This window comes from Janthinobacterium lividum (assembly GCF_034424625.1).
GTDB classification, from domain to species: Bacteria; Pseudomonadota; Gammaproteobacteria; order Burkholderiales; family Burkholderiaceae_D; genus Janthinobacterium; species Janthinobacterium lividum.
Genome location: NZ_CP139976.1, coordinates 3,840,099 through 3,857,015 on the forward strand (window position 1 = coordinate 3,840,099; position 16,917 = coordinate 3,857,015).

Sequence of the window (16,917 nt, forward strand, 5' to 3'; positions counted from 1 at the left end):
TAACTCGGTTACAAAAACATACCACCCGATCATACCACCCAAGAAGGCTCACATGAACATCCTGCACATCGATTCGAGCATCCTCGGCGAGCATTCCATCAGCCGCCAATTGTCCGCCGCCATCGTCGCCCGCCTGCAAGCGGCCGCGCCTGGCGCCACCGCCCAGTACCGCGACCTGGCCGCGCAACCCTTGCCGCAATTTACGGCAGCCCCCAGCGCCGCCGACGGCGCAGTGCTGGCCGGCGCGCTGGAGCAGGTGCTGGCCGCCGACGTCATCGTCATCGGCGCGCCCATGTACAACTTTGCCATCCCCAGCCAGCTCAAGTCGTGGCTCGATGCGCTGGCCGTGCCCGGCAAGACGTTCCAGTACGGCGCCAACGGCCCCGAAGGTTTGTTGGGCAGCAAGCGCGTGATCATCGCCTCGACGCGCGGCGGCTATTACGGCGCCGACACGCCGATGGCGGCCCTGGAACACCAGGAAAGCCATCTGCGCGCCTTCCTCGGCTTCCTCGGCGTCACGCAGATCGAGATCGTGCGCGCCGAAGGCGTCAAGGTCAGCGACGCAGCCCGGGCGCAGGCGTTGACGGGCGCCTTCGAGCAGATCGGCGCACTGCAAGCGGCCTAAGGAGTGCCAGCTGCGCCGCAAGCCGTTGCGGCGCAGCCCCATGGTGGCCGGCCGGCAAGGAAGCGCCAGATGCGCTAAGCTGCTGGAACCCCAACCACAAGGACCACCATGACCCTGATCGTCGTCGCCACCATCGATGCCCAAGCCGACCATATCGACGCCGTGCGCGCCGCCCTGGAAGCCGTCGTGCCGCCCAGCCGCGCGGAAAGCGGCTGCCTGCGCTACGAACTGCACCTCGACAACAAGATTCCCACGCGCTTCATCATGCTGGAAGAATGGGCCGACAAGGCGGCCCTGACGGCGCACTATGCGACACCCCACTTTCTGACCCTGGTGGCCGCCACCGAGGGCAAGGCCGTCAAGATCGACGTGGCGGAATTGAGCAAGCTGAAGTAAGGCCGGCGCGCTGCGCTAGCGCGTGGCCAGATTGAAAAGTTGCCATCTATAATATGGCAACTTTTCTTTATGGCCATCATGACACCATTTACCAAGATACGCGGCGCCGCAGCGGCAGCCGCCTTGACGCTCTGCATCAGCGCCTCGGCGCAATCTCCCCTTCCCCTGGCCAAGCTGGTGGGCGAATACAATCTTGCCTCGTCGGCGACCGTGCCGGCCAGCACCTGGGGCTATTCCAAAGGACGCATTTCGGTCAAGCAACTCGATGACCGGCATCTGCTGATCGCCCTGTCCTGCGAATGGAAACGCGAGCCGAAGGCCGTCTGCGGCGACTATTTTTATGCCCAGCAGCGCGACGACGGCCTGTACCTGCAAGACATGAATACCTTCGCCATGCGCCTGTACTTCGACCCGGCCTCGCGCAAGCTCACCATCATTTCACGCGGCGCCGATGCCAAGCAAAGCGTGCGGCATGACGTCTTCGCCACCACCACGGCGCCCCTCACGGACCCCGCTTTGGTACGGCGCATGAAACGCGAGCTGTCGAATGCCGACAGCAAGGAAAACCGGCGCGTGTTCGGACCCTACACCAAGTGGGACTATCAGGAAAACCGCATCGAATTCCAGCGCCAGGACTTGACGACGCCGTGATGTCGCGCCTGATCCAGCCCCTGCGGCGCCAGCTGCTGCGCCTCGCCGGCGCCCTGCTATGTTCGCCCGTGCTCGCGCGCGCAGCCGACGGCGGCGGCCTGCCCCGCGCCGTGCGCCAGCGCATCCTGGCCACCCTCGACGCTCCGCTGCCCAAGGTGCTCAATGTGCACCACCTGGCGTTGATACGGCGTTTCAATATCGGCTGGTCGCCCGTGGAAAGCGGCGCGCCCATGCTCAACCCGGCGTACCCGCTGGGAAAAGGAGACGCCCTGGAACTGGCCATGCAAGCCATCGCCAGCAAGGATGCGGCGCTGGCCGCGCAGCGCCTGATGGAAGCGGCACTGCTGCTGCCCCACTTCGTGCAGATGGCCAGGCTGAAGCCGGGCAGCTATGCCAACGGCAAGGCGCCGTTCACGTTTACCACCCGGCACCTGCAACTGCTGCGCCAGCAGTCGTGGCTGCCGCTGGAAATGCTGGGCATGGCGGCGGAAGACTACCTGGCCGAAGGCTGTTGGCCCACCCCGTCCGTCGACGGCAAGCGCCCGTACGGAGACTTCACGAATTACCCGGTGGAAATGGCGCAGGCACTGGGCCTGCCCGTGCACCGCCAGGCCGACGGCAGCCTCGTCATCCGGCCCGCGCTGCAAGCGGAACTGGAAGCGCTGCACCAGCAGACCATGCCTGCGCTGCAAGTGTTCGTGCGGGAAGCGGGCTTGAGGCGCAATACGCTGTAGACCGGCCATTCCCGCCATGACACTCACGCATGGTCATGCCGCGGCGGCCGTCCGGGAGTCAGCATCTCCCGGCCTGAGGCTGGCTAGTCGGGATAGTAAAATGGAGGAATGCCGTCAAACGGGATAATCTCCAGCATCCCGCCAAGTGCGGCCAGCGCCGCTACGCAGCCGGCCATCTCGTCGAGCAGATTCCGGCCGGCCGTCGTCGCATGGTAATTTGCCATGGACGTCACGTTGGGGCCGATGGCGCTCCCCCAGGGCGGTTCCTTCGCACGGTCATGCATATCCCAGACGACTTCCGTCGGCGCCAGCGCGGCAAGGCCTCTCTTGATGGCCTGCATTTGCAGGCAGGCAGCTGGCGCATCGGCGGCATCCAGCCTGCCCTGGTAGAGTTTTTCCATGATATGCGGAAACCGTGAACCCCAGCGGCCGTCTTCCAGGTGGACAGCCACCGTGGAAAACAGGGAGTAAAACGCATTCTCGAAGCCAATCTCAGTGATGGCACTGCCGTGTTTGAATGCAATCATCCGCATGGCTCCCGCTATCAGTCGCTATCAATAAAACGCCACAACACCCCGGTGCTCAGCCCTGCGGCGCCGGCACTGGAGCGGGCTGCGGTGCCGGGGCTGGCGTCGGCTCCGGCACCGCCTTGCCATGCGACTCCTGTCCGCCGTCGCCTTCGGCCGGCATGGCCAGCGGTGTCGGCGGCGCGCCCTCTTGCAGCAAATCGCCGGGCTCTTCCACCGGTTCATCCTCGGGCTCCTCGACCGGCTCCACATGGCGCAGCGGCGGTGGCGGCTTGCCGCCGGGGAAGATGGCGTCGCGCGACAGCTTGCCCGTGTCGAGCGCCGTCTTGAAGAAGTCGCCCACCACCAGCACGGCGTTGTGGCCGCCCTGGCCCCAGTAATTGCTGCGCATGGTAACGCGCGCGTCATTGAAACCGACCCAGGCGCCGCCCACCAGTTCCGGGTGCATCAGGATAAACCAGCCATCCGCATTGTTTTGCGTGGTGCCGCTCTTGCCGGCCACGTCGGAGCGGATACCGAAGCGGCTGCGGATGGCCGTGCCCGTGCCACGGTCGATGACGCCGCGCATCATGTCCGTCAGGGTGGCCGCCGATTCTTCTTTCATGGCGCGCTTGGGCTTGTCTTCGCCGAAGCGGGCGATGACCTTGCCTTCGCGGTCGGTGATGTGCGTGACGACAAACGGCAGGCGGGCTTCGCCCTGGGCCGCGATGCTGGCGTAGGCGTTGACCATTTCCAGCAAGGTGACTGGACTGGTGCCCAGCGCCAGCGACGGCACTTTTTCCAGCTTGCTGTCGCGGATACCGAGCGCGCGCGCCAATTTGATGATGGGCGGCAAGCCGACGTCCTGCATCACCTGCGCCGTGATGGTGTTTTTCGAGTAGACGAGGCCGTCGCGCATGGTCATGTCGCGCCCCGTGGTGCCGCTCATGTCCGTCGGGCGCCATATCGTGCCGTCGGCCGCCTTGATATCCATCACGGCGTCGCGGTAGACGTGCTCGGGACTCAAGCCCTTTTCCAGCGCGGCGCCATACACGATGGGCTTGAAGGTGGAGCCGGGCTGGCGCGCCGCCTGCGACACATGGTCGAACTGTTCGCGCGCAAAGTCGCGGCTGCCCACCCAGGCACGCACGGCGCCCGTGGCCGGATCCATGGCCGTAAAGCCCGCTTCCAGGCGCGTCTTCGACTTGCGCAGGGCCGCCATGAAGGCGCGGTCGCCTTTCAGTTGCGCCAGCGCGTCGTCCGGCGTGGCGCCGGCGGCCGTCAGCTTGCGGTAGTCGCCCGACTCGCGCACGAAGGCGTCCAGCAGGGCCGGATGCGATTTCCAGAAATAATCGAACGGCACGCTGCCGCCCTGCATGCCCGCGTACATGCCCGTCGAGGTGGATGACGGCACGCCCGCGCGGCTCCATTCCACGTCGGCAATCGCCTGCAAGGCATTCGCCTGGCGTTCGACGGCGCGCTCGGCCGCCTGCTGCAAGTCGTAGTCGAGCGTGGTGTGCACCACGAGGGCGTCGAGTTCCAGGTTGTAGTCGTTCTCGTCAGCCCACTGGATCAGCCACTTGCGCACATAGGCCGTGAAATGGCTGTCCGATTGCGCCCGTTCGCTCTGGCGCTCGAAATGCAGGCGCAGCGGCCGCTTGATCAACTGTTTGTAGCGCGCCTCGTCGATGACGTCATGCTTGCGCATCTGCCCCAGCACCACGTTGCGGCGTTGCAGCGAGCGTTCGGGATTGCCGACCGGATTATAGTAATTCGTCCCCTTGAGCATGCCGACCAGGGTGGCGCTTTCCAGGATATCGAGGCGCGAGGCGGGCTTGTCGAAGTAGGTGCGGGCCGCCATCTCGATGCCGTAGGTGTTGTACAGGAAGGGTACGGTGTTCAGGTACGCTTCCAGGATTTCCGTCTTGCTGTAGGTGGCCTCGATCTTGAGGGCCGTGATCAGTTCCTTCAGCTTGCGGTTCAGGTTGCGCGAACGGCCGATTTCTTCGGGGAACATATTGCGCGCCAGCTGCTGCGTGATGGTGGAACCGCCCTGGGGATTACCTCCCGCAGTGTGCAAGATGGCGCCCGCCGTGCGCGTAAAGTCGATGCCGTGGTGGTCGTAGAAGCGGTGGTCTTCCGTCGAGATCAGCGCGCTGATCACGTTCGGCGAAATCTGTTTCAAGGTGACCCGTTCCTGCAAGCCCTGGTCGAAGCGGGCCAGTTCCTGTCCATCCGCGCTGACCATGGTGCTCGGCGCGGCCGCGCGCGCCTGGCGCAAGTCGTGGATGCTCGGTGTCAGGGGAATCAGCAGCAGCATGTATGCAGTCAGCAGCGCCAGCACGGCCAGGAAAGACCATAAGGCCAGCACCAGCGCGCGCCGCACGGGCGGCAAGGTCATCAAATGCGCGCGGCCGCGCCGGTACAGCGCCACCGCCCTCACCCACCCCGCACGCGCCACGCGCCATGCCTGCGCGCGCGCCCGTATGAATGCCTGCCGTGCTTTTTCCTGAAACTGCTCCATGCCTGATGCCATGCCTGTACCTTGTCTGATGCCGGAAAATCCGTTTCAGCAAGTATATAGGGCGGGCAACAAAGCGGGCCGGAATTTACGGCAGGCAAGCATCCAGGCGGGCCAGGGTAACGCCGACATAGGCGCCAATGCAGCGTGCGTCATGCGTCGTAAACGGGTTTTCCAGCTGCAACAGGCCGCAGTCGCAGATGACGGGATCGACCTGGGTCACGACGCCCAACGCCAGGTAGCGCCAGCCATCGAGGCGCTGCAGGCGTTTTTCTTCACCCGGGTTGGCGCGGAAGATGGCGTCCCAGTCATCCATCTCGCCGGGCATGGGCCACAGTTCGAGCTGGACGTGCGCGCCGGCGGCCATCTGCCCGCCACCGAACTCGTCCATCACATGCAGACGCTGGCCGCCCACCTCGATGACGGCTTCCAGGTACTCGCCCTCGGTCGCGATGAAGGTGGCGGCGACGATGCTGGCCGTCACTTCTGCGCCTGCTCCAGCAGGGCCGGCAATTCTTTCAGCATGGCTTCGCGCGTGCGCAAGCCCGCAGACTGCTGGCCTTTCTGCTCGTCCTGCACCAGGCGCGCAAAGACGATGCTGCGCTCGCCCTTGCTGGCCCAGCCCACGAACCAGCCGTAGCCATGTGCTTCGTCGAAGCTGCCATCTGCCTTGCGCGGGAAAGCGGCGCCCGTCTTGCCATGCACTTGCCAGCCGTCCACGTCTGCCAGGCGGGTGAGGCGCTGGGTTGCTTCCATCGCCTGCTTCGTCACGGGCAGCTGGTAATTGACCAGCTTGCGCAAGAAACCCAGCTGTTCCAGCGGAGAGATTTTCAGCGAAGAGCTGATCCACGAGCGTTCCAGGCTGTTGTCCTTGCCCGGGTCGCCCGAGACGTCTGCATTGCCATAGCGCAAAGCCTTGGCATATTTCTGGAAGCGTTCGGCGCCCAGCGCCTGCGTGATCTGCTGCGAATACCAGACGACGGAATACTGCATCCAGCGCGACGGGTCCGTATCCTGGCGCCAGGCTTCGCCGCCCCAGTCCACATAGCCCTGGCGGTATGGCAAGCTGGGCTTGTGCTCGTCCTTGAGGAAGCCGGCGTCATAGCCCATCAGGCTGAGCGCGATCTTGAACGTGGATGCGGGGGTGACGCGGTCGAGGCAATTGCCCTCTTGCAGCAGGACGGCGCCCGTTTTGGCGTCGGCCATGGCGGTGCAGATGGTGGCGGCCTGGGCCGCCGTGATGGAAAGGGCCGACAAGGCGGCCAGGAACGCGCTTTGCAAAGAAAGATTCATGCGTTTATTTAAGTAAAAGGTGGTCGTCAGTGCCCGGCCAGATGAATGGCCGGGAGCCGGTAGGCGGCACACGCCGCCCACCGCTATTCTACATGCCGATATTGACCACACCCTCGGCGGAACTGCGGTAAGTTGCACTGCCCGCTGCCGCCTGCGCCAAAACCAGCTGTTCGCCATCCGGCGTCGCAAGCCGGGTCAACAGGAAGTCCGCGTTGGGCATCAGCCCGGTCGCCAGGATGGTGCTTGCCGAGGCCGGTCCATTCCAGCTCATGCGTGCCGACGGCGTCGCATCGCGGTTGAACGCCACCACCGTCTGCGTGCCGATCAGCACGGCCTCCGTATGGCTGTCCGCCACCAGGCGGCGTGCCGAACCAGTGCCTGCGCTGCCGCTGCCCAGGTCGTTGTCCGCCACGTGCAGGACATGCAGGAAGTACTGGGTGCCGCCAGCGGGTACACTCCCGTCCGCCTGTACTTCCAGACGCCAGGCGCCGATATCGCCCGTGACGCTGGTGTCGGTGGCATCAGTGGCCCTGGGCGGGTAATTGCGCCATTTATAGCTATTGTCAGCTTGCAGAACACGCACTGTGAATCGGCAATCGCCGGTGGGCCCGCCGGGCAGCAAGGTCCCCGGGCCGAAGACGGAATCGGCACTGATCTGGTCGCATTGCCCACCCGTGTTCAGCCCCCCTACCTTGGTAATCACGGCTTTCTCGGGCAGCAAGGTTTGCGCGATCAGCATGCCGCCGCCATTGCGAATGGTAATGCTGCGTGCATCGGTGGCCGCATAAGTAAAACGGTACTGCCCATTACCAAGTGCGGTGGCCGCCACTGCGGCAGCGGGTTCGTTGACCGTATGCAGCAAGAAGGTGGCGGGTGCGGCATTTGTACGCACACTGTCGAAAGTCAGGACGATGGGCAGGGAACCGGTCGCCGGCGCCGGCAGGTAGACGACGCTGCGCAGGAAACCATTCGCCTGATCCAGTTTGGATGAAGCATAGGCCTTGCTCGCGTTGCCGCGGGCATAAGTGTAGCCAGGAGCATATTCATAATTGACAATGCCATCCAGGGCGTTCATCGCGCCAGGCTGGATTTCTTCCAGCGTCGGGTATGCCGCGCGCGCGCTGCCCACCCATTGCCCGCCATCATTACTGAAGTCCACCTTGCTCGTCCCGCTGCCAGCCCGCTGGAAGCGCTCATTGGCATCAAACGCAACGACTGTATTATGGGCAATGCTGCGCGTATAGTAATTGGCCCAATGGGCGCTGCCATAGCTGTCATACCTGCCTGAATCGACCAGCAACGGCCCCTTGTAATTGAGAGAAATGCTGTTCTGATCCAGATGATGGTGATTATCAGTGATAAATGATGTGGACTTGAACTCCAGCAAGGTCGCGTCCGGGTAAGTCCAACGGTCGCGCATCAGTACTTGACCCGAACGGTGGAAGTGGCGCGACAAATCCCAATCGGAAGGCTGATTCAAGCTTGCCTGATCGACGGGCCAAAACAATTGTTCCAGGATATACGGGTAGCGATTTGGCGCATAGCGCTGGCCATGTACCTGTTTCTGGTAATAATCCCAGGCATTGCCATCCCCCGCATGGGCAGCGGCCCATAAGGCAATGCTGCCCACCAGTGGAAAACTTGACAATGTCACGAAGTTATCGCCACTGGCTGGATAACTTTTATCGTCACGCTGTCCATAGATATACGGATAGATGGTTTTCGGCAGCCACTGCGAGGCTTGTCCCATGTCGCCTGCATTTTGCACAGCGGTATTCCACAGCAGCAGGCGGGATGGCAAGTCAGCCAAGCTATAGGAAAATCCTGAGTGGTATCCGCCATCATTGGAAATATCACGCCGTACCGCGAGAAAACCCTCGTCAAAATGGCTATACGCTGTTTCTATCATCGGTAATACGTCGCCATTCTCCGGTCCGGCGATGGCCAGCAAGCCGACAGCAGCACCATATACGCTGCTGAAATTCATGCCCGCCATATAAGCGGTTGCGATGGATGGCTGGGGCGGCGAAGCATGGCGGTTCCAGTTACTGAAGACGGGCTTGACAGCGCAGTCGAACGAGGAGACCGCCATGCCTTGCTGGCCACAGATTTCACTTAACAGATTGGTGCCACCCGGTGCCGCCTGCGCCGCAATGGTATTGCGGATAGTGGCAGCCATGGCCGTCCGATAACTTGCCTGCGTATTATCGTCAGACACGGCGCTGGTGCCCAGTTCCGTGTATAGCCAGTCATACAGGATGCCCAGCGCAATGACACGCCCGCCCATGGACATGTCGCCGCCAGCATTCAAGGGAACGATACGTAACTTGTCAATATAATTTAATATCGCCGAATAATAGGCCGGATCTTGCGTTATTTTATAGGCCAGCGCCAATTGCTGCGCAGACTCGACAATCCCATTGCGATGTCCATTGGCCGTATTGCACACTTTCGGCTGCGTCCAGGGTGAGGCAGCGGTTGGGCACATATTCAACGATACCACATCCGATTTGACCAGGCGTGTGAAATCAAACCAGGCGGTGGCCAATGCCATATCGAGGTTACCCGGATAATTGACAAGGATATTTCCCTGACCATCCTTCAACACGAAATTACTGATAGGCTCATTGACCCTGCCAGGAAATTGAAAAGCGGTCTGGTCAGGTGAAAAATCAACCTTGCCCGTGGATGTCTCATTCAGCCATTCCAATCCCATCGCGACGTTGGCGCCACCGATTTTCAGGCTGGTGGTTTTCAGGCTGCTATTCCAGCTGAACTCGATCCGCGTCACCACGCCGATTGGCATGTCGATCGTCTTGTAGGCAATGTAACGCGCAGGCTTGGTACCGATTGCTTTTTGCAGCATACCAATCTGAATTCGGGAAATCCCCGGCGTATCGCCATCAATATGCCGCATGAATATGCCATTTTTACCATTATTGACATTCATTTCGCCAAAAATGAACTGCTCGGCCGCATCCGCCGGATCTTTTTTCGATGCGGTAAAATCAAATGCGATGGTGCCTGCCGCGCCAGGAAAAACCGCTGGACCCAAAGGCAGTCGGCTCTTCAAATTATCTATTGCCAGTTGCGTCGTTAATATGCGCGGATGTTGCGAAGAAATTGACAATGGCGTTGCGCCGACATTCAAACTGGCCAGACATAAAGAAGAAAGCAATAATAATTTCCTTTTTGCATTCTTTTTTTGACCGGGCAACCCAGCCCTGCCTTGCGTACCATTCAAGATTCCCAGCATATACTTCCCCATATTAAACACCATTAAATAACCAGATATCATCCACTTGCAATGACGATATCATTTTTTTAAGTACATGGGAAATTATTAATATGCCATCATCTTCGAAAGAAGGCAGCCCTTGCGCCACTTCAACAGGCCAGCATGGCTACCCCTTGAGCTTGTTCAAGGGCTCGCGCTCGCGTCTCAGCCGCTCCTCTTCCAGCTCATCCATGCCGAGCTTTTCCTCGTCGATCAGCGCATGTTCTCGCCGTTCGCGCTGCAGTTCCTCCTCCACGGTGCCATCGATGGCGTCCCGCTCGATTTTCTCAGGCATGCTGCACTCCTTCTCGGTGGGTGACTGAAAAGTGTAGGTGTTTCGGACAAATGTTGCCGCACGCCAGCGTGCCGCCTCAGGCAGCGTTGCCAGCCTGCGCCACTGCATCGTGCGGATGCAGGCTTTCCATATGCCGCACGCTAACGCTGGCCTGCGCGTACCTGGGCGCCAGCGCCGCCTGCACGCGGCGGGCCGCGTCTTCCACATACATCAGATTAGCACCATTCAGGCGCGCGAACGCCTGTTCGTCCGCCCGTTTCACGGCTGTCTGCAGCGGTGTTGCCAGCGCCGCTTCCACCAGGTTGATCAGGGGGAACAGGTCCAGCTCCGCCTGCTGCGTCAATGGCACGGTGACCGTTGCCGTGCTGCGCTGGCTGTGCGGCGTGGCCAGGCTGGCGTGTTCCTGCAACCAGGCGCGCGCGGCCGCGCCGTCGATGCCGCCCGCGCCGAACTGCGCCGCAAAGGCGTCGGCCAGCAATTGCCGCGACAGCGCCGCCGAACACGGACAGGTCGACGAGTAGCCGATCTCCACCGTCAGGGATAGCGCAAAGCCCTGTGGCGAGCAGCTGGCCTGCAGGCGCACGGGATACGATTTCCAGCCCGACAGTCCCGCCGTCAGCAGCGCCGGCTGGCGCCGCAGCAATGGAAAGGCCAGTGCCATGCGTGCCTGCGTGCTGCCGCAATCGGCGTGACTGTCCACCATGCGCCGCAGCACGGCGGCCAGCCCCCCGGCATCGAGCGGCTGCGCGGCGGCAAACGCATCGAGCAGCAGGTACAGGCGCGACATGTGGATGCCCTTCACGCGCGGGTCGGGTAAATCCACGTGCACGTCGGCCCAGGCATGCACTTGCTGCGCCTGCCCGCCCTCCTCCAGCCACAGCGGCAAGGCGATGCCCTGCATGCCGACCCACTCCAGCGGCAAGGGACTGCCCAGATGGGGGCCGGCCGCCACGTCGGGCAGGGGCGAGGAAATCGGATCGCGCTTCATGTTGGTGGCTCCATATGCAAACAAGTTGCATATCATGGAGAAAAACAATCACATTTGCAAGCAACTTGCATTAATAGGGCAAATGGGCAGATCAGCTAGCCTTGCGAAACGTCAAATTGATGCGCTGCGGACCCAGCACCGCGTGTTCGCCCTCCTTCAGGGGCGCCACGCCGTGGAAGCGCAGGCGGTCGGTGCCGCCCCACACCACCACGTCGCCATGCAGCAAGCCGATGCGCGCAGCCTTGTCGGCCCGCTCCGCCCCGCCGAACAGGAAGGTGGCGGGCAAGCCCAGCGAGACGGAGACGATGGGCGCGGTGAAATCGCATTCATCGCGGTCCTGGTGCAGGGCCATGCGCGCACCGGGCGCATAACGGTTGACCAGGCAGGCGTCGGGAGCAAAGCCCGGGTAGCCGGCCGCCAGCGCCGCCTGCCGCGCCAGGCGCAGGAACACGGGCGGCATCGGCGGCCAAGGCAGGCCGCTGGCCGGATCGAGCCGCGCATAACGGTAACCGCGTCCATCCGTGACCCAGCCGAGAGGGCCGCAATTGCTCATGGCAACGGACATGCGCAAGCCGCCCGGCGTGGCCATGTGGCGCGGGGCCGCCGCCAGCACGATGGCGTCCAGCGCCGGCAGCACATCGTCCAGATACGGCAGCGCAAAACCGCGCAGCAGCACCGAGGCGGAAGAGCCAGGCACCAGCGGCGCCGGCCCGGCCGGGGCCTGGTCTTCATCGGCAAACAGGGACAGGTTCATGCCGCCTATTTTAGCCGCGCCACGGAAAAAGCGCGCGCGGCTGCCCCGTGGTGCGCTACAGTAGCGCTTCCAGCCACTACTACCCGCCTCCACGATGGATCATTACGCCGATTTGCTGCAAACCCTGGCGCAACAGGAAGAATCCCTGCAATTCGAACGCTTCGACAACGATGCCGCGCTGGCCGTGGGCCTGTGGATCGTCGAGGAAGTGCGCAAGCGGGGCAAGGCCGTCACCGTCAACATCACGCGCAACGGTCAAATCCTGTTCCACCACGCCATGACGGGCGCCACGGCGGACCAGGCGGACTGGATACGCTGCAAGAACAATACGGTGCAGCGCTTTTGCCGCAGCTCCTACTACATGGGCATCTCGTATAAAAGCCGCGGCAGCACCTTCGAAGACGTGAAATACCTCGATGACATCGAGTACGCGGGCCACGGCGGCGCCTTCCCCCTGCTGATACGCGGCGTGGGTCTGGTGGGCACGGTGACCGTTTCCGGCCTGGCGCAAGCCGACGACCACGCGCTGGTGGTGGCCGCGCTGCAGGCGCAGCTGGAACGCTAGGTTTCCAGCGCCCGGCGCAAGGCGGCGCGCGCCAGCAAGCGCGTGGAATCGAGCGTCGGCAGCGGCGAATTGGCGTCGCTGATGATCAGCGGGATTTCCGTGCAGCCGAGGATGACGGCGTCGCAGCCCTGCTCCCGCAAGCTGGCAATGACGGCCTGGAAGCGCGCCACGCTGTCCCCCTTGACCACGCCCGGCACCAGTTCTTCCATGATGATGCGGTTGATTTCGCTGCGCTCGTCCTCGCCGGGCCGCACGCAGGCGATGCCGCGCGCGGCCAGCCTGTCCGGATACACGGCGCTGTCGACCAGCCAGCGCGTTCCCGTCAGGCCCACCCGCCGGACACCGCGCGCCGCCGCTTCGCTGGCCACGACGTCCGCGATATGCAGCCATGGCAGCGGCGAACGGGGCGCCATCAGCTCGAATGCCTGGTGGATGGTGTTGTCGGGGCAGATCAGGAAATCGGCGCCGGCGGCGGCCAGCTTGCGCGCCGATGCCAGCATCAGTTCGGCCACGCCTGCCAGGTCGCCCCCGTTCAGGCAATCCACGTAACGCGCCAGCGACGGCGTGTGCATCGATACTTCCGGGTGTTCATATGCCCCCAGCGCATGCGCGCCCTCTTCGCAGATCGTGCGGTAGCACAGGGCTGCGCCTTCGGCCGAGCAGCCGACGATGCCGATATGCTGTGTCATGCGATCTTCCTTTTCAATTAAATACGCTGGCCGCCGTCGATGGGAATTTCCGCGCCCGTGATGTATGAGGCGCGCTCGCTGCACAGGAACTCCACCAGGTCGGCCACTTCGGCCGTCGTGCCCAGGCGGCGCAGGGGAATCTGCGTGTCGACGATGTGCGAGGTGCCGGGCGACAGGATGGCCGTATCGATCTCGCCGGGCGCGATGGCATTGACGCGCACGTTCAGCGGCGCCATGTCGTTGGCCATTTCACGCGTCAGCGACGCCAGCGCCGCCTTCGAACTGGCATAGGCCGAGCCGGCAAACGGGTGCACGCGGTAGCCGGCGATCGAGCACAGGTTCACGACGGCGCCATGCGCATTCGACAATTCCTGCGCGAAGCCGCGCGTCAGGGCCAGCGGCGCAAAGAAATTCGTGTTGTACATTTCCTGCCACGTCTGCATGTCGGTCGTCAGCGAATTGACGCGCGAGCCACCCGGTCCCTTCGGCGACACGCCCGCATTGTTGACCAGGGCGTGCAGTTTCGAGTCGCCCAGCATGGGGCGCAGCGTCTCGACCATCTGCCCGATCTGGCTCAGGTCCGACAAATCCATGCATACATGCGTGTTGTGCTCCTGGCTGCGCGGGCAGCCTCCGGGAATCGGGCTGCGCGAGACGGTGATGACCCTCCACCCCAGGCTGCGGAAGCGCTCCGCGACGGCGTGGCCGATGCCGCGGCTGGCGCCCGTGACGATGGCGGTTTTCTGTTCAATCTTGTGCTGGATGTTCGTCATGTTCTTCCTCGTCCTGTTCTTGTCCGGTTGCGCCGGCGTGGATGCGCTCCTGGCGCATGACATAGGCCAGCATCTGCGTCCCGCCGTCGAGAATGTCCTGTTCGATGGCGCGCCGCGCGGCCGCGCTGTCGCGCTGGCGCAGCGCGCTGATGATGGCGTGGTGGTGGCCCACCCGCATGTCGGGCGAAAAACTGGCGTAGCCGGCGGCGATCAGGGGCGCCGTCTGCATCCACAGGTGGTCGACGAAGCGTTTTAAGGTCGGCATGCCGGCCGCCTGCGCCAGGCCCAGGTGAAACGCCTGGTTGCATTGCAGGGCCGCCGCCAGGTCGTGCCGCGCGATGGCCTCTTCATTCGCCTGCAGCAGGCGTTCCAGGTCGGCCAGGGTGGCGCCGTCGATACGCTGCGCCGCCTCGGCCGCGCCCAAGCCTTCCAGTTCCAGGCGCAGCGCACGGATTTCCAGGTAGCGCGCCACGCTCAGCACGGGCACGCGGAAGTCGCGCGGCGAGCGCAGCACCAGCGCCTCTTCCTGCACCAGCTGCAGCATGGCGTCGCGCACGGGCGTGACGCTGGTGCCCAGCTGCAGCGCCAGCTCGCGGATGCGCAGCCGGTCATTCGGCTGGAAGCGCCCGGCCGCCAGCGCTTCGCGCAGCATGGCGTACACGGACTTGCCCAGGTTGACGTGCACCAGACTGTCCAATGGATGGTTCATGCGTTTTTTGATCTTTAAAAAATTATGATGCATCATACATCAATGTGAAAAACAGTGTTTTTCCATGCGTGCGCCAGAGACAGGAAGCGCCGCCAGACCGTACAATCAGCCGCCACCGTATCGAAAGGAATGCACTTGAACTGGGATTATCCGCACGCCCATACCCTGCCCGTCACGCCCGAACCGGGCGACATCGACGGTTTGCAGCACACGAATAACGCCGTCTACGTGCGCTGGTGCGAGCATATCGCCTGGCACCATTCGGCCACCCTGGGACTGGACCTGGACGATTACCGGCGCCTGGACCGGGCCATGGCGATACGCCGCGGCGAATACGATTACCTGCTGCCGACGCGGGCCGGCGAAGCGCTGACGCTGGCTACCTGGCTGTGCGCCAGCGATGGCCGCTCCAGCATGGAACGGCGCTTCCAGCTGATCCGCGACAGCGACGGCGCCACCGTCGTGCGCGGACGCTGGGAATTGATCTGCATCGAATTGAGCAGCGGCCGCGCGCGCCGCCTGCCGCCCGAGTTCCTGGCCACGTACGAACCGGCCATCGTCGCGGCCGGCGCATGAACGCGGACGCCCGGACCGCCGTTTTGCGCGCCGTTCAGCGAAGATGCGGGGCTTTTCTTGCGCCTCCGCAGTGCAACATGCATTTCGCTCCTGATTTGCCCGTTCATGCTTTAGAATCAGCGACCTCAGCCCCGTAAAAACAGGATAAAACATATGACGGCAGTCGGGATTACCGAACCACAAGAGCTCAAGCGCGGCCTGAAAAGCCGCCACATCCAGCTCATCGCCCTGGGCGGCGCCATCGGCACCGGCCTGTTTCTGGGTATCGCGCAAACCATCAAGATGGCCGGCCCCTCTGTCCTGCTGGGCTATGGCATCGCCGGCGTCATCGCCTTCCTGATCATGCGCCAGCTGGGCGAGATGGTGGTCGACGAACCCGTCGCCGGCTCCTTCAGCTATTTTGCCGACAAATACTGCGGCCACCTGCCCGGCTTTTTGTCGGGCTGGAATTACTGGGTGTTGTATGTGCTCGTCAGCATGGCCGAACTGACGGCCGTCGGCATCTACGTGCAGTACTGGTGGCCGGGCGTGCCCACCTGGGTCTCGGCGCTCATCTTCTTTTGCGTCATCAACGCCATCAGTCTGTTGAACGTCAAGGCGTTTGGCGAGATGGAATTCTGGTTCGCCCTCGTCAAGGTGGTCGCCATCATCGGCATGATCGTCTTCGGCGCGTACCTGCTGGCCTCCGGCGACGCGGGCCCGCAGGCGTCGGTGGCCAACCTGTGGCAGCACGGCGGATTCTTCCCGAATGGCTGGCAAGGCCTGGTGATGGCCATGGCCGTCATCATGTTTTCGTTCGGCGGCCTGGAACTGGTGGGTATCACGGCGGCCGAGGCGGACGATCCGAGCACGACGATTCCACGCGCCACCAACCAGGCCATCTACCGCATCCTGATTTTCTACATCGGCGCGCTGGGGATTTTGCTGTCGCTGTACCCGTGGCAAAACGTCGTCACCGGCGGCAGCCCGTTCGTGCTGATCTTCCATGCGCTCGACAGCAACCTGGTGGCCACGGCCCTGAACGTGGTGGTGCTGACGGCCGCCCTGTCCGTGTATAACAGCGGCGTGTATTGCAACACGCGCATGCTGTTCGGCCTGGCCAAGCAAGGCAATGCGCCGCGCGCGCTGCTGCACCTGAACCGCCGCGGCGTGCCGCTCGTCGCGCTGGGCGTATCGGCCCTGGCAACGGGCGCCTGCGTGGTGGTGAATTACTTCATGCCGGGCGAAGCGTTTGAAGTGCTGATGGGACTCGTGGTGTCGGCGCTGATCATCAACTGGGCCATGATCAGCTGGATCCATTTGCGCTTCCGCGCGCAGAAAAAAATCGAAGGCAAGACGACCTTGTTCCAGAGCCTGGGCTACCCGTTCACCAACTACCTGTGCCTGGTCTTCCTGGCCGGCATCCTGGTGATCATGTATCTGACGCCGGGCCTGCGCATCTCCGTCTACCTGATACCCGTGTGGCTCGCCGCGCTGGGCGTCGGTTACTGGATCAAGCAAAGCAAGGCCAAGGCATAGGCTGCTTGCGCCGTATCAAGCTGAAGCAAAAAAGCCCGTCTTCGCAG

General features: G+C 63.0%; 18 protein-coding genes. 7 read left to right on the forward strand and 11 right to left on the reverse strand.

Annotated elements, in window-relative coordinates; genetic code table 11:
- Positions 1–52: 52 nt before the first annotated feature.
- From U0004_RS17405 to U0004_RS17420, 4 genes are all read left to right on the forward strand, one after another.
- Positions 53–625 carry an FMN-dependent NADH-azoreductase gene (locus tag U0004_RS17405; protein WP_070256953.1) on the forward strand — a complete coding sequence of 191 codons (573 nt, stop codon included), beginning with the start codon at positions 53–55 and terminating at the stop codon, positions 623–625.
- A gap of 108 nt (positions 626–733) precedes the next feature.
- On the forward strand, positions 734–1,021 hold the full coding sequence (locus U0004_RS17410; protein WP_070256952.1) for a putative quinol monooxygenase: 288 nt from the start codon (positions 734–736) through the stop codon (positions 1,019–1,021).
- A gap of 78 nt (positions 1,022–1,099) precedes the next feature.
- A complete protein-coding gene (locus tag U0004_RS17415) occupies positions 1,100–1,672 on the forward strand; it encodes a hypothetical protein (RefSeq protein WP_070257089.1) in 573 nt (190 codons plus the stop codon).
- Entirely contained in the window at positions 1,672–2,406 is a 735-nt protein-coding gene (locus tag U0004_RS17420) for a hypothetical protein (protein WP_070256950.1), read from the forward strand. The genes U0004_RS17415 and U0004_RS17420 overlap by 1 nt, the downstream gene beginning before the upstream one ends.
- Before the next feature lie 83 nt (positions 2,407–2,489).
- Here U0004_RS17420 and U0004_RS17425 read toward each other — a convergent pair whose 3' ends face one another.
- From U0004_RS17425 to alkB, 8 genes are all read right to left on the reverse strand, one after another.
- Positions 2,490–2,933, reverse strand: coding sequence for an Imm70 family immunity protein (locus U0004_RS17425; protein ID WP_070256948.1), 444 nt, complete (start codon positions 2,931–2,933; stop codon positions 2,490–2,492).
- A gap of 55 nt (positions 2,934–2,988) precedes the next feature.
- Positions 2,989–5,448, reverse strand: coding sequence for a penicillin-binding protein 1A (locus U0004_RS17430; RefSeq protein ID WP_070256946.1), 2,460 nt, complete (start codon positions 5,446–5,448; stop codon positions 2,989–2,991).
- 73 nt (positions 5,449–5,521) lie between these two features.
- The gene (locus U0004_RS17435) at positions 5,522–5,917 is read right to left on the reverse strand and encodes a hypothetical protein (RefSeq protein WP_081345654.1); all 396 of its coding nucleotides are present in this window, start codon (positions 5,915–5,917) and stop codon (positions 5,522–5,524) included.
- Positions 5,914–6,726, reverse strand: a complete 813-nt coding sequence (gene blaOXA, locus U0004_RS17440) for a class D beta-lactamase (RefSeq protein WP_070256944.1) — start codon at positions 6,724–6,726, stop codon at positions 5,914–5,916. The genes U0004_RS17435 and blaOXA overlap by 4 nt, the downstream gene beginning before the upstream one ends.
- Before the next feature lie 88 nt (positions 6,727–6,814).
- The gene (locus tag U0004_RS17445; protein ID WP_167468665.1) at positions 6,815–9,982 is read right to left on the reverse strand and encodes a heparinase II/III domain-containing protein; all 3,168 of its coding nucleotides are present in this window, start codon (positions 9,980–9,982) and stop codon (positions 6,815–6,817) included.
- Positions 9,983–10,130: 148 nt separating this feature from the next.
- A complete protein-coding gene (locus U0004_RS17450; protein ID WP_167468666.1) occupies positions 10,131–10,298 on the reverse strand; it encodes a hypothetical protein in 168 nt (55 codons plus the stop codon).
- A gap of 76 nt (positions 10,299–10,374) precedes the next feature.
- Positions 10,375–11,286: a GTP cyclohydrolase FolE2 gene (folE2, locus tag U0004_RS17455; RefSeq protein ID WP_115057625.1), complete on the reverse strand. Its 912-nt coding sequence runs from the start codon at positions 11,284–11,286 to the stop codon at positions 10,375–10,377.
- 91 nt (positions 11,287–11,377) lie between these two features.
- On the reverse strand, positions 11,378–12,040 hold the full coding sequence (gene alkB / locus U0004_RS17460; RefSeq protein ID WP_070256938.1) for a DNA oxidative demethylase AlkB: 663 nt from the start codon (positions 12,038–12,040) through the stop codon (positions 11,378–11,380).
- A 94-nt stretch (positions 12,041–12,134) separates the two neighbouring features.
- On the opposite strand from alkB, the gene U0004_RS17465 reads away from it, so the two are divergent.
- Entirely contained in the window at positions 12,135–12,605 is a 471-nt protein-coding gene (locus U0004_RS17465; RefSeq protein WP_070256936.1) for a heme-degrading domain-containing protein, read from the forward strand.
- Here U0004_RS17465 and U0004_RS17470 read toward each other — a convergent pair.
- Genes U0004_RS17470 through U0004_RS17480 form a run of 3 tightly spaced genes read right to left on the reverse strand, consistent with a single transcriptional unit; the run spans position 12,602 to position 14,776 of the window.
- Positions 12,602–13,294 carry an aspartate/glutamate racemase family protein gene (locus U0004_RS17470; protein ID WP_070256934.1) on the reverse strand — a complete coding sequence of 231 codons (693 nt, stop codon included), beginning with the start codon at positions 13,292–13,294 and terminating at the stop codon, positions 12,602–12,604. The two genes, U0004_RS17465 and U0004_RS17470, sit on opposite strands and share 4 nt — an antisense overlap.
- 17 nt (positions 13,295–13,311) lie before the next feature.
- Positions 13,312–14,067: an SDR family NAD(P)-dependent oxidoreductase gene (locus tag U0004_RS17475; RefSeq protein WP_070256933.1), complete on the reverse strand. Its 756-nt coding sequence runs from the start codon at positions 14,065–14,067 to the stop codon at positions 13,312–13,314.
- Positions 14,042–14,776, reverse strand: a complete 735-nt coding sequence (locus tag U0004_RS17480) for a GntR family transcriptional regulator (RefSeq protein ID WP_081345669.1) — start codon at positions 14,774–14,776, stop codon at positions 14,042–14,044. Before U0004_RS17480 ends, U0004_RS17475 begins: the two co-directional genes overlap by 26 nt.
- A gap of 135 nt (positions 14,777–14,911) precedes the next feature.
- Between U0004_RS17480 and U0004_RS17485 the strand changes: the two genes are divergently transcribed.
- Both U0004_RS17485 and U0004_RS17490 read left to right on the forward strand, forming a co-directional pair.
- Entirely contained in the window at positions 14,912–15,352 is a 441-nt protein-coding gene (locus U0004_RS17485) for an acyl-CoA thioesterase (RefSeq protein WP_205412592.1), read from the forward strand.
- A 153-nt stretch (positions 15,353–15,505) separates the two neighbouring features.
- A complete protein-coding gene (locus tag U0004_RS17490) occupies positions 15,506–16,870 on the forward strand; it encodes an amino acid permease (protein ID WP_070256931.1) in 1,365 nt (454 codons plus the stop codon).
- The last annotated feature ends 47 nt before the right edge of the window (positions 16,871–16,917 follow it).

Coding starts and splice junctions, on each gene's coding strand:
- U0004_RS17405 (WP_070256953.1), top strand. CDS start 53: ATGAACATCCTGCACATCGATTCGAGCATCCTCGGCGAGCATTCCATC.
- U0004_RS17410 (WP_070256952.1), top strand. CDS start 734: ATGACCCTGATCGTCGTCGCCACCATCGATGCCCAAGCCGACCATATC.
- U0004_RS17415 (WP_070257089.1), top strand. CDS start 1,100: ATGACACCATTTACCAAGATACGCGGCGCCGCAGCGGCAGCCGCCTTG.
- U0004_RS17420 (WP_070256950.1), top strand. CDS start 1,672: ATGTCGCGCCTGATCCAGCCCCTGCGGCGCCAGCTGCTGCGCCTCGCC.
- U0004_RS17425 (WP_070256948.1), bottom strand. CDS start 2,933: ATGATTGCATTCAAACACGGCAGTGCCATCACTGAGATTGGCTTCGAG.
- U0004_RS17430 (WP_070256946.1), bottom strand. CDS start 5,448: ATGGCATCAGGCATGGAGCAGTTTCAGGAAAAAGCACGGCAGGCATTC.
- blaOXA (WP_070256944.1), bottom strand. CDS start 6,726: ATGAATCTTTCTTTGCAAAGCGCGTTCCTGGCCGCCTTGTCGGCCCTT.
- U0004_RS17445 (WP_167468665.1), bottom strand. CDS start 9,982: ATGCTGGGAATCTTGAATGGTACGCAAGGCAGGGCTGGGTTGCCCGGT.
- U0004_RS17450 (WP_167468666.1), bottom strand. CDS start 10,298: ATGCCTGAGAAAATCGAGCGGGACGCCATCGATGGCACCGTGGAGGAG.
- folE2 (WP_115057625.1), bottom strand. CDS start 11,286: ATGAAGCGCGATCCGATTTCCTCGCCCCTGCCCGACGTGGCGGCCGGC.
- alkB (WP_070256938.1), bottom strand. CDS start 12,040: ATGAACCTGTCCCTGTTTGCCGATGAAGACCAGGCCCCGGCCGGGCCG.
- U0004_RS17465 (WP_070256936.1), top strand. CDS start 12,135: ATGGATCATTACGCCGATTTGCTGCAAACCCTGGCGCAACAGGAAGAA.
- U0004_RS17470 (WP_070256934.1), bottom strand. CDS start 13,294: ATGACACAGCATATCGGCATCGTCGGCTGCTCGGCCGAAGGCGCAGCC.
- U0004_RS17475 (WP_070256933.1), bottom strand. CDS start 14,067: ATGACGAACATCCAGCACAAGATTGAACAGAAAACCGCCATCGTCACG.
- U0004_RS17480 (WP_081345669.1), bottom strand. CDS start 14,776: ATGAACCATCCATTGGACAGTCTGGTGCACGTCAACCTGGGCAAGTCC.
- U0004_RS17490 (WP_070256931.1), top strand. CDS start 15,506: ATGACGGCAGTCGGGATTACCGAACCACAAGAGCTCAAGCGCGGCCTG.